This is a genomic window from Streptomyces sp. PH9007, assembly GCF_059813725.1.
On the sequence record NZ_CM187440.1, the window covers coordinates 5,486,562 to 5,499,993 of the forward strand.

The following is a 13,432-nucleotide window of genomic DNA, read 5'->3' on the forward strand; positions in this document are numbered from 1 at the left end:
TACGTCCATCAGAGTATCGGCGGTGGACTCCGGTGCTGACCGCCGCCGTGTGCGGTGTCCGCGCGGCCCCTCCGGCCGGTCAGCCCCTGCACAGCGCCTCACTGTTGAGGACCGCGAACCAGCCGTCCGCCGCCCGGCCCCACTCCCGCCAGGACTCGGCGATCCGCTCCAGCTCGGCGCGGGTGGCGTACCCGCCCTCCACCGCGCGGTCGGCGTAGGCGGAGGCGACGGTACGTTCCGCCCACAGGCCGCTCCACCAGGAGCGTTCGTCCTCGGTGGCGAAGGTCCACACCGTGGCGGAGGACCGCACGTCCGTGAAACCGGCCCGGCGCGCCCAGGACAGCAGGCGGCGTCCGGCGTCCGGTTCGCCGCCGTTGGCCCGGGCCACCCTCCGGTACAGCGCCAGCCACTCCTCCAGACCCGGCACCCGCGGATACCAGGTCATGGCGGCGTAGTCGGCGTCCCGCACCGCCACCACCCCGCCCGGGCGGGTCACGCGGCGCATCTCGCGCAGGGCCGTGACCGGGTCGGCGAGGTGTTGCAGCACCTGGTGAGCGTGCACGACATCGAAACCGTCGTCGGGGAACTCCAGGGCCAGCGCGTCGCCGGTGGCGAAGCGGATGTTGGCGGTGCCGCGCTGCTCGGCCGCGGCCCTCGCCCGGTCCAGTACACCGGGTTCCGCGTCCATCGCCACCACCTCGCCGCCGTCCCCGGCGACCCGGTCCGCCAGGTCGGCGGTGATGGTGCCCGGGCCGCAGCCCACATCGAGCAGCCGCTGGCCGGGCCGCAGCTCGGGCAGCAGATAGCCGGCGGAGTTCTCGGCGGTGCGCCAGCGGTGCGAGCGCAGGACGGAGTCGTGGTGGCCATGGGTGTACGTCGCGTCGTTCGCCATGCCGGCCAGTCTGCTCGCTGTCTCGGATACTGGGCCATATCCGTCCGGAATATGGACGCCCTGTCGGTGGGGTCACCGTGACGGCCCACCGGAATTGCCGTCCGGGGCGACCTCGCCCTGTATGGAGACAGCACCCGGGAGGCCCCGTATGACCGAACCGCATGCTCCCGCCCAGCAGGCCCCGCGCCCGCTGGGCGAACGCCGCACCTGGCCGCGCAGCTTCATGGACCGGCTCACCAGCCCCCGCCCCGGGCTCACCGCCCTGCTGCGCGCCGCCCGGCAGAACGGCGGGCTGCGGCCGGGCCAGGACACCCTGCGGCAGACCGCCGAGCTGCCGTTCGCCCCGGCGCCGCTGCCGGAGGCGGAGACAGGGGCGCTCGCCGTCACCTGGGTCGGCCACGCCAGCTGGGTGATCCGTGTCGGCGGCCTCACCGTGCTCACCGACCCCGTGTGGTCCCGCAAGATCCTCGGCACCCCGGCCCGGGTCACCCCGCCCGGGGTGGCCTGGGAGGACCTGCCGCCCGTCGACGCCGTCGTCATCTCCCACAACCACTACGACCACCTCGACGCCCCGACCCTCAAACGGCTGCCGCGCGCCACCCCGCTGTTCGTCCCGGCCGGTCTCGCCCCCTGGTGCCGGCGCCGCGGCTTCATCCGCGTCACCGAGCTGGACTGGTGGGAGGCCGCCGAACTGCCCGCACCGGACGGCCGTACCGCCGCCGTACGGTTCGACTTCGTGCCCGCCCACCACTGGTCGCGGCGCGGCCTGGCCGACACCTGCCGCACGCTGTGGGGCGGCTGGGTGCTCACCGCCCGCTCCGGGCGGCGCGTGTACTTCGCCGGGGACACCGGCTACGGCCACTGGTTCACCGAGATCGGCGCCCGCTACCCGGGGATCGATCTGGCGCTGCTGCCGATCGGGGCGTACGCGCCCCGCCGGCTCCAGCAGCAGGTGCACACCGACCCCGAGGAGGCCGTCGCCGCCTGCCAGGACGTCGGCGCGACCCGGATGGCCCCGATGCACTGGAGCACGTTCCTGCTGTCCACCGAGCCTCCGCTGGAACCCCTGGACCGGGTGCGCGCGGCCTGGGAGACGGCCGGGCGGCCCCGCCAGGATCTGTGGGACCTGCCGATCGGCGCCTCCCGGGTCCTGGAGGACGGCGCCCGCGAGGCGCGCGGCTTCTAGCCACGGGCACCGGTTCCCGGCGGGGCGCAGTGGGGCAGCAGGCGCAGCGCCGCGTGCGAGGGCGAGCCGGGTTCGGTGACCGCCAGTACCAGCGACTGCTCCTCCTCCTGCGGGATCGCCAGGCTCTGCTGGGTGACGGTGAGCGGCCCGATCAGCGGGTGCCGCAACGCGTACCGGGCCGGCTCGCACGGGCCGACGCCGTGGTCGTTCCACATCGCCGAGAACGCGGGGCTCCCGACGGTGAGTTCACCGACGAGAGAGGCGAGCACCGGGTCATCGGGGTGCCGCCCCGCGACCATCCGCAGATTCCGGGCCACGTCCCTGGCCCTGGCGGGCCAGTCCGCGTACAGCGCCCGGGTGTGCGGGTCGGTGAACACCAGCCGGGCGACATTGGGCCGCGCGGCCGGGTCCCGCGGGGCGTCGGGGTCCAGATGGCCGGCGAACAGGGCGTGGCCCGGCCCGTTCCAGGCCAGTACGTCCGCGCGCCGTCCAGTGACCAGCGCCGGGACCTCCTCCAGGGCGGCGAGCAGCGCCAGAGTGGCGGGGCCGGCGTGCTCGGGCGGTGGACGGCGCCCGGCCCGGCCCCCGCCGCCGCGCCGTGCCGCCTCGGCGAGATCGTGCAGATGGCGCCGTTCCGCGGCGCTCAGCCGCAGCGCACCGGCCAGCGCGTCCAGCACCCCGGGGGACGCGCCCACCGACTGGCCCTGCTCAAGACGGGTGTAGTACGAGGCGCTCACCCCGGCCAGCAGGGCGAGTTCCTCGCGGCGCAACCCGGTCACCCGCCGCCGGTCCCCGTAGTCCCGCAGGCCGACATCGGCCGGGCGCAGCCGGGAGCGCCGGATACGGAGGAAGTCACCGAGCCGGCCGTGTCCGCGCACACTCATGCCCCCAGTGTGCCCGGGCGGGTCAGTGGCAGCCTGACCCTGCCGGGGGTAGGCACGGCAGGGAGTGGCCCGCCCCGGCGCGCCCGTTGAGGGTGGTCGGCATGAACTCCCCCGACCCTGACCCCCGCCCCGGTCTCGCCGATCGCCCCGCCCGCGCCCACCGGACGGACCACCTGGAACTGGGGGGCGTCGGCATCACCCGCGTAACGGAGTACGCCGGCCCCCTCGGCATGACGCCCGCCGCCTTCTTCCCCACCGCCCCCGAGGAGACCTGGCGCGCCCACTCCTCCTGGCTCGCCCCCGACTTCCTCGACCCGGACACCGGCTTCATCAACGCGGTCGTCCAGACCTGGGTGGTGCGCAGCGAGGGCAGGACCATCCTCGTCGACACCGGCGCCGGCAACGACAAGGAACGCCCGTACTCCCCGATCTGGGGACACCTGCGCACCGACTTCCTGGACCGCCTGGCGCGGGCCGGCGTCACGCCCGAGGACGTCGACCTGGTCGTCAACACCCATCTGCACATGGACCACGTCGGCTGGAACACCCGCCTGCACGACCGGGAATGGATCCCCACGTTCCCCAACGCCACCTATCTGATCGCCAAGGACGACTTCGACTTCTGGAACCCGGAGAACAACCACCGCCCGGTGCTGGGACGCGGCAACCAGAACGTCTTCGAGGACAGCGTCGCCCCCGTGCACCGCGCCGGACAGGTGAAGCTGTGGGAGGGCAGCCACCGCATCGACAGCCGGCTGCGACTGGACCTCGCGCCGGGACACACACCCGGCTCCAGCGTCCTCACCCTGGAGAGCGGCACGGACCGGGCGGTGTTCGTCGGCGACCTGCTGCACAGCCCCGTACAGATCCTGGAACCCGACCACAACAGCTGCTCCTGCGAGGACCCGGCCGCGTCGCGGGCCACCCGGCGCCGCATCCTGGGCTGGGCGGCCGACCGGCGCGCACTCGTCATCCCCGCGCACCTGGGCGGCCACGGGGCGGCGCACGTCGAACGGAACGGCCCCGGATTCGCCATCCGGCAATGGGCGCCGCTCGTATGACCGTCACCGCACCCTCCACCTCCGTCCCCTCCTCCACCCGAACCCTGCGCACCGACCGGGGAGCGGTCACCGGCATCCGGTACGAGGACGGCACGGCCGTCTTCCACGGCATCCCGCAGGCGGCCGCCCCCGGCCGTCACTGGGCTGACGCCCAACTCGCCGAACCAAGTGAGGTCCTAATCCCTGACCTTGAGGAAGCGCATCCGGGTCGCGCCATTGCTGTCGGTGCCGCCGGCCTCGGCGTTGGAGATGTTGCCGCCGGTGAGGACGAACATCAGGTGCAGGCGAACCGTCCGGGGGCCGGAGGCGACCGTGTACTCGGTCATGATGTGGGTGGTTCCGCCTTGCTGCTCCTGCCTCGCCGCGTTGATCGCCGCGATCTGGGTGAAGCTCGTCAGGAGGGTGTCGGTGGTCTCGTCCCTGAGCCAGCCGATGATGTAGCCGCTGCCGCCGGTGGCGGAACCGAGCGCGTACCGTACATCGCTGTCGATGTGGTACACGCCGGCTTCCGGGAGCACGATGTCGGACTCGGGAATCGGCACGTCGGTACCGGCCCGGGCCAGGAGGTCCGCGTGCTGCCTCTCGGCGTTGAGGAATGCGCTCACCGGCGTGAGGCGGGCGCCGATCTCCCACCTGTCGGGGCAGCCGGGCGTCCCGGTGACGTCGATGTCCACCGACCGTTCGCCGCCGCTGTTGCCGCCGGGAGCGATGCCCGTCAGGTCGGTGCGCGGCACGAGGAGCCCACCGGTCGTGTTCCGTGCGGCATTGCACGGGGACGGGTCCAGAGCAGGCGTGTCGGGCGCGTACAGACATCCGTCGCTGCCCCGGCTGATGGCGTTGCCCCGGTCGGTGGAGAGGCACGGAGGGCGGGCTGGGGTGCATCCGTCCTGGCAGGAGGCGACCGGGATGACCGGTGGGACCGCGGTGTAGGGGGTCGAGCCGTCGAGGGTGTCGGTCGTGCAGGTGACCGTGCCGTCGCAGTCGCGGCAGGTCGTACGGAGGAACGGCCTGCCGCAGCCCGGGGCGGACGCCTGGACGGTGAGGACGAAGCTGTCGACGGTCCACTGCTTCGGTCCGACCCGGCAGGCGTCGTCGTTGCCCGTTTCCAGGTTGAGCTCGATGACGATCTTTCCCGCGAGAACGTCCGCGAGGGACACGGTGGTCGGTGGGATGACACCGTTGTCGTCACCGCCCGCCGGCAGATCGGGTGGGCCCAGGAGATCGGTGCGGATCGGGGTCGTGCCGTTCCACAGGGCGAAGCGGCCGTAGAGCCGGCAGGCCGTGCTCCCGCCGTCGTTGTGGACATGGACCGAGGCGCTGATCGTGACGTCGGTGGGGTTGCCGCGCAGTGACGCGGGGTCGATGTGTACGACGCCGGCGAGCCAGGTGTGCTGGCCGTTGTGCGACCCGTCGTCGGCCGGGAACGTGCCTGTGCCGCTGTCGAGGATGGTCTGGGCGACGGCAGGGTCCAGTGCGGCATGGGTGTTGGCGATGGTGTAGTACGGCGTCGGGTCGGTGCTGCTCGCGGTCGCCGCGACCCGGTACGGCGCGGAGTCGCGCAGTGGGGTCGTCTCGCAGTGCTCGCGTGGCTTGGAGCCGGGGCAGGCAACGGGCGGACAGGCCGGCTTGGAGGGCTGACAGCCGCTGATGGTGAGGGGGGGGCTGCCCGCAGCCGCATCCACTCATGGGTCAACTCCTCTTGTGAAGTGGGGTGGTGGCAGTGGCAGTGGCGGTGTGCGCCGTGGCGCTTCTGCGCGGTGGTGACGCGAGGGAGTGGTGCGTCGGCGCGTCCGCCGAGAAGGAGGAAAGCTGAGCTGGGCGGGCGCGTTGAGGGGTACCGGCGGACTTGAGGCCGGCCGTGCGATCGGAGAGCGGAAGAAGACCGTCTGGCGGGCCGCACGCCGGGCCGTGGCCGACATGACGTCGATCGTCATCCGGCTGCCTGTTCCCGCAGCCGGTCATGTCCGTGGGGGTGGGAAACAGAAGCGGCCGTGTCGGCCCCTTTTCGCGATGCTGCTGCTGGTACTGGACAACCGTGTTGAGCGCTCGGACAGAGGAATGTCTGAAGCGCAGTCACGTGCTCTCGTCGCTGCCATCTCTACTGTACTATCCGGTGATCTGTCAGGCATTAACTCGTTAGAGTGGCTGATTGGCCGTCAAGGTGGCTTGGCGCACCGGACACCGGTTTGCCGACCGCACCCGGGCCGAGCACACCACCGCCCGCGCGCTGCCGACCGTCGGCCCTAGCAGACGTGCGATGCGGGGAAAAGGGAAAGCGGACGGCAGCGACCGTCCGCACCCGGTGCGCAATCCCGTTGATCAGCCGCCGGTGATCCCGCCGCCGTCCACAACGACCGTTGCCGACCGCAGGAGCCGCCGCGACCGTTTCCACTCGGCGTCACAGCTCACAGCGTCACGGCATCGCGCATCACCCGGATCAGATCACCCCGCTCCATGTCCTCCACGGTGACCCGAGACGGAGCGGTCACATGATCGGCCGGACCAGCCCCGGGGGCGCCTCCCGGCGTCGGCCGGGGGAGACGCGGCCCGAGCCGGGAAGATCCGAAAGAGACGGATCAGGGGCGGGGCCCCGTCGCGCGGCGCCACAGGGGTGGGGTGACCGCGAAGAGCAGGGCCAGTACCACCGCCGCCAGCACTCCCTGCCAGGCGTGCGGGAACAGGGCCCCGCCCAGTGTTCCGATCAGCTGGTACGTCGCCGTCCACGCCAGTGCCGCCGGGAGGCAGCCGCGCATGTACGCCGCCAGCGGCATCCGTGCCAGCAGCGCCGCCAGCATCACCGGGATGCGGCCCGCCGGCACCAGCCGGGACACCACCAGCACCACCGTGCCGCGCTCCGCCAGCTGCCGCTGGGCGCGGCGCACCGCGCCCGGCGCCGCCTGTTCCCGCAGGCGCCCCAGCCAGCGTGAGCCGCCCCGGCCCAGCGCGTACAGCAGCACGTCCCCGCTGAACGCCGCCAGGGACGCCGCGGCGAACACCAGCGCGGAGAAGACCACCGGGTCGCTGTGGTGGAACGCCACCGCGGCGGCCGAACTGACCAGCGCGCCCGTCGGCACGACCGGTATGAGCGACCCCACCAGCACCAGCAGGAACAGCGAGGGCAGCCCGATCGCCTGCTCCGTGCCCTCCTGCGCCACCACCCCCGGCGTCGCCGCCAGCGGAACCAGCGGGGACCACGACGTGAGGGAGGACAGCGGCGTCAGCGAGGGCAGCGCGGCGGCGTGGCTCACTCGGCGACCGCCGGCCCGACCGGCCCCGCCGACAGCCGTACCCGCTCCCCGTGCCCCAGCCGGTGCACCCGCACCTCCGGCGCCAGTCGCGCCGCGTGCCGGACGAACTCGTCCCCCGGCGCGTGGAACTCATGCGGCCGCACCGCCGAGAGCCCCAGCGGCCAGAACGTCCCGTAGTGCACCGGCACCGCGTCCCGCGGCCGCAGCCGGGCCAGCGCCAGCGCGGCCCGCTCGGCGTTCAGATGTCCGTGGCCAAGGCCGGGGCCCCAGCCCCCCACCGGCAGCAGCGCGGTGTCCACCGGACCCGTCTCCCGTGCCATCCCGTCGAACAGTCCGGTGTCACCGGCGTAGTACGTACGCGACGCGCCCTCCACCACGTAGCCGAGCGCCGAGACCCGGCGCGGCCCCACCGGCAGCCGCCGCCCGTCGTGCGCCGCCGGCACCGCCCGGATCGTGACCGGGCCGAACGGCAGCGACTCGCCGGGCGTCATCTCGTACACCGGCAGCCGCGCCGCCAGCCGCCGCAGCCCCGGCACCGCCCGCACCGCGCCGCGCGGCAGCACCAGCGGGGTGCCGTACGGCAGCCGCGCCAGCGACCGCAGATGCAGATGATCCGCGTGCAGGTGGGAGATCAGCACCACATCGGCCGCCAGCGCCCCGGCCGCCGGCAGTGCCCCGCGGCGCCGCCACAGATGGGCGCAGCGCCGGGTCACCAGCGGATCGGTCAGCACCGCGACGCCGGAGTCCCGGATGGTGGCGGTGGCGTGGCCCCACCAGATGATGTCCACCGGCACCAGGAACTCCTCTCACCCGTCCGGACGTAGTTCCGTTACCGGAAGCCTACGTGTGTTTGCCCGGTGACGTCCGCCCGGTGCGCCCGCACCGGGCGGGCAGGATGGACGGGACGAAAGCGGCGTGAGCGACATCCGAGCAGGCAGCGACACCAGTGACAGGGAGGGCCGGACGGTGGCAGGGGTGAGAAGCGGGGGTGCGGCGCTGCTGCGCGTGCTCGTGGTGTGGGGCGTCAGCGCCGCCACCATGGTGGTGCTCGCCGTGATCCTGCCCGACTTCCGGCTCCAGTCCCCGGACGGCGACAGCCTCACCCGGGTCGCCGCCACCGCCCTGCTCGGCGCCGGTGCCTTCGGGATCCTGTCCGCCTTGGTGTGGCCCTGGCTGGTGCGCACCCTGCTGCTGGTGCCCGCGCTGGCCCTGGCCTGCCTGGTCTTCCTGCTCAACGGCTCCCTGCTGCTGTTCGCCCTCAGCCTCATCCCGTACGGGCGCGGCGAGGCCAGCCCGCAGACCGCCGTGATCGTGGCCGCCGCCATGTCGCTGACCTCCTCCGCCACCAGCACCTGGCTCGCGGTCCGCGACCAGGGCGCGCAGCGCCGCCGGCTGCACCGGATGGCCCCGTGGGGGCACCCGGCCGGCGGCTGGGGCAGGGGGCGCGACGCCGGCGGCCACGACGCCGAGGGGGTGCCGCGGCCCGCCGGCACCGTCTTCCTCCAGCTCGACGGCATCGGGCACGCGCTGCTGCGCGAGGCGATCGCCGGTGACCGCCCACTCATGCCGTCGGTGGCCGCGCTGTGCGGCACCAGCCACCGGCTCACCCGCTGGCGCACCGACTGGTCCAGCCAGACCGGCGCCTCCCAGCTGGCCATCCTGCACGGCAGCAACGAGGACGTGCCGGCCTTCCGCTGGTACGAGAAGGAGCGCGGCGAGGTCATCGTCAGCAACCGGCCCTCCAGCGCGGCCGAGCTCCAGCGGCGTGCCGCCGCCCGCGCGGGACACCCCGGGCTGCTCGCGGCGGACGGGGCCAGCCGCGGCAATCTGTTCACCGGCGGCGCCGGGCAGGCCGCGCTGGTGGTGTCGATCGCCGTCCGCCGCGGCAAGGGCGAGCGTTCGCGCGCCGGGTACTTCGCGTACTTCTCCGACCCGGCGCACGCCGCCCGCACCGTGCTGTCCTTCGCCGCCGAACTGGTCCGGGAGATCTGCCAGTCGGTACGCGCCCGGCTGCGCGGGGTCACCCCCCGGGTGGGGCGGGGCGGGCTGTACCCGATGATCCGGGCGTTCGCCACCGTCGTCGAGCGGGATGTGGTCACCGCCTCCGTCGTCGGCGACATCCTGACCGGCCGCACCGCCGTCTACGCCGATCTCGTGGCCTACGACGAGGTGGCCCACCACTCCGGGCCGCGCTCGCCCGACGTACGGCAGGTGCTGCGTCGGCTGGACGACTGCGTGGCCACGATCGGGCAGGCCATCGCGTACGCCCCGCGCCCGTACCATCTGGTGCTGCTCTCCGACCACGGGCAGAGTCAGGGCGAGCCGTTCGAGGCCGCGTACGGCCACTCGCTGGAGGAACTGGTACGGATCGGCTGCGGCCGGCCGCTGGCGGGGGAGCCGCGGCGGGCGCGGCACAAGCGACGCGAGCGGCGGGCGGAGAGCGGTGCCGAGGCGCGGGCGGTGGCGCGGTCCGCGCTGCACCGTCCCGAGGAGCCACCAGAGCCCCCGGAGCCGGTTCCCGGTGCGGCGGCCGGTCCCGAGGAGGAGCGGCGGCGGGCGCCGGTGGTGCTGGGTTCCGGCAATCTGGGTCTGGTGTCCTTCCCGGAGATCCCCGGGCGGGCGACGCGGGCCGAGATCGCGTCCCGCTATCCGGCGCTGCTGTCGACCCTGGCCGAGCATCCCGGGATCGGCTTCGTGCTGGTGCGCGACCAGCGGCACGGGGCGGTGGTGCTGGGCGGGGGCGGCGGCGAACACCGGCTGGTCAGCGGGGAGATCATCGGGCCCGACCCGCTGGCACCGTTCGGGGCGGGCGCGGCGGAGGCGGTGCTGCGGACCGACCGGTTCCCGCACGCCGCCGATCTGATGATCAACTCCTCGGTGGACCCGGTCTCCGGCGCCATCCACGCCTTCGAGGACCAGGTCGGGTCGCACGGCGGCCTCGGCGGCGAGCAGAGCCACGCGTTCCTGCTCTCCCCGCACGCCCTGTCCGACCCGCTGCCCGGGGACGGGGAGGGTGCGGCCGGCGGTGAGCTGGTCGGTGCCGAGTCGGTGCACCGGGTGCTGCGCCGCTGGCTGGCGGAGTCGGCGCGGCTGTCCGGGCGGACCGACGCGCCGTCACCCGCGTGACGGGCGGGCGTACGGGACGGGCGCGCGCGGAGCGCCGTGCCCGGCCCCGCCCGCACTCGCCGGCCAACGCGGCCCACACCCGGCCGTTCCCCCAATCGGACCGGGCCGCGCACTAGGCTGGCCATCGCCGTGAACGAACCGCACCGGGTGAAGGGAGCGCGCCGATGGCGCCGCAGCCGCTGACCGAGCTGGAGATCGCCGAGACGCTGAGCGGACTGCCCGGCTGGCGGGTGGAGAACGACCACCTGGTGCGCTCGTACACGCTGCCGGGCCACCCGGCGGCGGTCGCCCTGCTGGTCCACATCTCGGTGGCCCAGGAGGAGCTGAACCACCACGCCGAGCTGACGCTGGTCTACAACCGCCTCGGCGTGGCGCTCAACACGCACAGCGTCGGCGGCAAGGTCACCGAGCTGGACGCGCAACTGGCCCGCCGGATCGAGGAGATCGCGGCGGGCCACGCTGCGGACTGAGGCCCCGTGGGCCCGCTCCGTTACGGCATCAGCACGGTGTCGATCAGGTAGACCGTGGCGTTGGCCGTCTGCACATTGCCGCAGACCACGGCCGCCTCGTCATTGACGGTGAAGGACTCGCCCGAGCCGGTGGTGGTGACCGTGCCGCCCTGGAGCGTCTCGAAGGAGCCGTCCTCCAGCTGCTCGGGCGACAGCCGCTCGCCCACCACGTGGTACGTCAGGATCCCGGTCAGCATGTCCTGGTCGGCCAGCACCGCGTTCAGGTCCTCCTCGGGGATCGCGTCGAAGGCGTCGTTGACCGGCGCGAAGACGGTGATGCCGTCCGCGTCGTTCAGGGTGTCCACCAACCCTGCCGCGTCCACCGCGCTCACCAGGGTGGTCAGCGCCTCGTTGTTGCTGGCCGCCGTGGCCACCGGGTCCAGCGCCATGCCGTCGAAGCTGCCGGGGCCGTCCGCAGGAGTGGCGGCACACGCCGCGCCGAACGTCTGCGCGGCGGCACCGGTCTCCTCCTGCGCCGAGTCGTCGGCGCCGGAACCGGCGTTGTCCTGATCGTCCATGCCGCCACCCGTGGTGCCCTCGGTGCTCTCCGAGGAGCCCTGGTCGCCGGAGTCGCTGTCGTCGGAGGAACAGGCCGCCAGGCTCAGCGGCAGTACGGCGGCGGCGGTGACGGCGATGGCGGCGCGGCGGATTCGGTTGATACGCATGGGAAACGCTCCTTGAGAGATGTCGGGGTGACAGAAGTCCGGGAAAGGGGGCGGGACGGGGTCGTCCGCCCGGGTGCCGCGGGTCAGTTCACGTTGACCACCACCGCGTGCCGTCCGGTCGCGCCGTCGGGAACCGTGCCGACCCGGTCGGCGGTCTGGGTGGATCCGGACCGGTCGGTGGCCCGTACCTCCAGGGAGTGCCGGCCCGGGGTGGCATCCCACCTCCACACCCACTGCCGCCAGGTGTCCACGCTGTCCTCCTGGGCGAGTTCGGCCTCCGCCCAGGAGCCCCCGTCCACCCGCACCTCCACCCGGTCGATGCCGGTGTGCTGGGCCCAGGCGACACCCGCCACCGCGACCTGTCCGGCGGGCAGGGTGTCCAGGCCGCGCGGGGTGTCGATGCGGGACATGGTCTTGATGGGCGCTTCGCGGGCCCAGCCCCGCTGCACCCAGTAGGGGTCGTACTCCTCGAAGGTGGTCAGCTCCAGCTCCGTCAGCCACTTGCAGGCGGAGACGTAGCCGTACAGTCCTGGCACCACCATGCGCACCGGGAAGCCGTTGACGAACGGCAGCGGTTCGCCGTTCATGCCGACGGCCAGCAGCGCGTCCCGGCCGTCCATCACCGCCTCCACCGGGGAGCCCAGCGTCATGCCCTCCACCGACCGGGCGATCAGCTGATTGGCCGGGCCGCCCCGGGACGGCGGACGCACCCCCGCCTCGGCGAGCAACTCGGCCAGCCGTACCCCGATCCAGGAGGCGTTGCCGGTGTACCGGCCGCCCACCGGATTGGAGACGCAGGTGAGCGTGATGCGGCGCTCGACCAGTTCCCGTTCCAACAGATCGGCGAAGCCCAGCTCCAGCGGCCGGGTGACGCCCTTGCCGTGCACCGTCAGCCGCCAGCTCTCCGCGTCCACCCGGGGCACGGTCAGGGCCGTGTCGATCCGGTAGAAGTCGCGGTTGGGGGTGATCAGCGGGCCCAGCCCCGGCACCGGCAGTTCGGCGCCCGCCGGGACGGTGCCCGCCCGGGAGGCGGGAGCGGGCAGGCTCAGCGCCGTACGGGAGGCCGCGGCCCGGGCGCGCCGCGCCGCGTTCAGCCGCCGCCCCAGCAGGCCGGCTCCGGCGGACGCCGCGGCCACCGTGGTCGCCGCCACGACGAACCGCCGTCGTTCGAAGCCGGCCAGCACCCGTACCGGCGCCTCGCCTTCCTGCTCCGCCCGTCCCGGTGGGCCCGGCACCATCCGCAGGCTCGGGCCCACCAGGACGTACAGCACCGAGGCCCCCGCGACGGCCCCCGCCAGCGAGGGGAGCGCGTCGGGCCCGGCGCCCTCGGGCCGGCCGGCCGCCACGACGGCGCCGAACAGCCCGAAGCCCAGCACGGCGAGCGCCCCGGCGCGGCGGAACCGCAGCGCCAGGACGCCCACCGTCATCGCGAACAGCCCGAGCAGGAGAAGGATCCCGAGCTGCAGCACCAGTTTGTCGTGGGTGCCGAAGTTCTCGATTGCCCAGTCCTTGACGGGGGCCGGGGTGCGGTCGATGACCGCCCCGCCCACCGCGTTGACCGGCTGCGCCTCCTCACGGACCGCGGCGGCGGTCAGTTCCGCCACCGCCAGCGACGTGCCGGCGGCCAGCAGCCCGGACAGGGCTCCGGCCCCGGCCGGCGGAAGGATCTCCCGCAGCCGGGCCAGGCCCCTCATCCCGCTCACTGTCCGTTCGTTGCTCACATCCCCCATTCGGTGCGACCGGGCGGACGGATGGGTCGCGAGCGCGAAAAAGAAAAGTCCCACCCCGCAGAGTGAAGACCGGAGACCGCGACCCATCCGCGGGCCGAGCGGCTCCGAATGTCACGCGACAAGTGCGCCGA

General features: G+C 73.7%; 11 protein-coding genes. 4 read left to right on the forward strand and 7 right to left on the reverse strand.

Going from position 1 to position 13,432, the window contains the following annotated elements; all coding sequences use genetic code 11:
* Positions 1 to 79 precede the first annotated feature (79 nt).
* Positions 80 to 892 (reverse strand): methyltransferase domain-containing protein, encoded by an 813-nt coding sequence (locus ACTFAP_RS25240; protein WP_500467491.1) that lies wholly within the window; start codon positions 890 to 892, stop codon positions 80 to 82.
* A 148-nt stretch (positions 893 to 1,040) separates the two neighbouring features.
* On the opposite strand from ACTFAP_RS25240, the gene ACTFAP_RS25245 reads away from it, so the two are divergent.
* Complete coding sequence (locus ACTFAP_RS25245) at positions 1,041 to 2,078, forward strand: MBL fold metallo-hydrolase (protein WP_495682453.1); 1,038 nt, start codon at positions 1,041 to 1,043, stop codon at positions 2,076 to 2,078.
* Here ACTFAP_RS25245 and ACTFAP_RS25250 read toward each other — a convergent pair.
* Positions 2,075 to 2,956, reverse strand: a complete 882-nt coding sequence (locus tag ACTFAP_RS25250) for an MmyB family transcriptional regulator (RefSeq protein ID WP_495685014.1) — start codon at positions 2,954 to 2,956, stop codon at positions 2,075 to 2,077. The genes ACTFAP_RS25245 and ACTFAP_RS25250 overlap by 4 nt on opposite strands.
* A 107-nt stretch (positions 2,957 to 3,063) precedes the next feature.
* On the opposite strand from ACTFAP_RS25250, the gene ACTFAP_RS25255 reads away from it, so the two are divergent.
* Positions 3,064 to 4,023: an MBL fold metallo-hydrolase gene (locus ACTFAP_RS25255; RefSeq protein ID WP_495682454.1), complete on the forward strand. Its 960-nt coding sequence runs from the start codon at positions 3,064 to 3,066 to the stop codon at positions 4,021 to 4,023.
* Positions 4,024 to 4,199: 176 nt separating this feature from the next.
* Here the strand turns inward: ACTFAP_RS25255 and ACTFAP_RS25260 are convergent, their stop codons facing one another.
* From ACTFAP_RS25260 to ACTFAP_RS25270, 3 genes are all read right to left on the reverse strand, one after another.
* Positions 4,200 to 5,705 carry a hypothetical protein gene (locus ACTFAP_RS25260; protein ID WP_500467492.1) on the reverse strand — a complete coding sequence of 502 codons (1,506 nt, stop codon included), beginning with the start codon at positions 5,703 to 5,705 and terminating at the stop codon, positions 4,200 to 4,202.
* Between the two features lie 894 nt (positions 5,706 to 6,599).
* Positions 6,600 to 7,199 (reverse strand): VTT domain-containing protein, encoded by a 600-nt coding sequence (locus tag ACTFAP_RS25265; protein WP_495685015.1) that lies wholly within the window; start codon positions 7,197 to 7,199, stop codon positions 6,600 to 6,602.
* Positions 7,200 to 7,267: 68 nt separating this feature from the next.
* A complete protein-coding gene (locus ACTFAP_RS25270) occupies positions 7,268 to 8,065 on the reverse strand; it encodes an MBL fold metallo-hydrolase (RefSeq protein ID WP_500467493.1) in 798 nt (265 codons plus the stop codon).
* Between the two features lie 244 nt (positions 8,066 to 8,309).
* Here ACTFAP_RS25270 and ACTFAP_RS25275 point away from each other — a divergent pair, with 244 nt between their 5' ends.
* Both ACTFAP_RS25275 and ACTFAP_RS25280 read left to right on the forward strand, forming a co-directional pair.
* A complete protein-coding gene (locus ACTFAP_RS25275) occupies positions 8,310 to 10,397 on the forward strand; it encodes an alkaline phosphatase family protein (RefSeq protein WP_500469567.1) in 2,088 nt (695 codons plus the stop codon).
* 164 nt (positions 10,398 to 10,561) lie between these two features.
* Positions 10,562 to 10,867 (forward strand): 4a-hydroxytetrahydrobiopterin dehydratase, encoded by a 306-nt coding sequence (locus tag ACTFAP_RS25280; RefSeq protein WP_500467494.1) that lies wholly within the window; start codon positions 10,562 to 10,564, stop codon positions 10,865 to 10,867.
* Positions 10,868 to 10,887: 20 nt separating this feature from the next.
* Here the strand turns inward: ACTFAP_RS25280 and ACTFAP_RS25285 are convergent, their stop codons facing one another.
* Together ACTFAP_RS25285 and ACTFAP_RS25290 are read right to left on the reverse strand one after the other, a co-directional pair.
* Positions 10,888 to 11,571, reverse strand: coding sequence for a fasciclin domain-containing protein (locus ACTFAP_RS25285; protein ID WP_500467495.1), 684 nt, complete (start codon positions 11,569 to 11,571; stop codon positions 10,888 to 10,890).
* Between the two features lie 83 nt (positions 11,572 to 11,654).
* Complete coding sequence (locus tag ACTFAP_RS25290; protein WP_500467496.1) at positions 11,655 to 13,265, reverse strand: molybdopterin-dependent oxidoreductase; 1,611 nt, start codon at positions 13,263 to 13,265, stop codon at positions 11,655 to 11,657.
* Between the last annotated feature and the right edge of the window lie 167 nt (positions 13,266 to 13,432).

Coding starts and splice junctions, on each gene's coding strand:
- ACTFAP_RS25275 (WP_500469567.1), top strand. CDS start 8,310: ATGGTGGTGCTCGCCGTGATCCTGCCCGACTTCCGGCTCCAGTCCCCG.
- ACTFAP_RS25240 (WP_500467491.1), bottom strand. CDS start 892: ATGGCGAACGACGCGACGTACACCCATGGCCACCACGACTCCGTCCTG.
- ACTFAP_RS25245 (WP_495682453.1), top strand. CDS start 1,041: ATGACCGAACCGCATGCTCCCGCCCAGCAGGCCCCGCGCCCGCTGGGC.
- ACTFAP_RS25280 (WP_500467494.1), top strand. CDS start 10,562: ATGGCGCCGCAGCCGCTGACCGAGCTGGAGATCGCCGAGACGCTGAGC.
- ACTFAP_RS25285 (WP_500467495.1), bottom strand. CDS start 11,571: ATGCGTATCAACCGAATCCGCCGCGCCGCCATCGCCGTCACCGCCGCC.
- ACTFAP_RS25255 (WP_495682454.1), top strand. CDS start 3,064: ATGAACTCCCCCGACCCTGACCCCCGCCCCGGTCTCGCCGATCGCCCC.
- ACTFAP_RS25290 (WP_500467496.1), bottom strand. CDS start 13,265: ATGAGGGGCCTGGCCCGGCTGCGGGAGATCCTTCCGCCGGCCGGGGCC.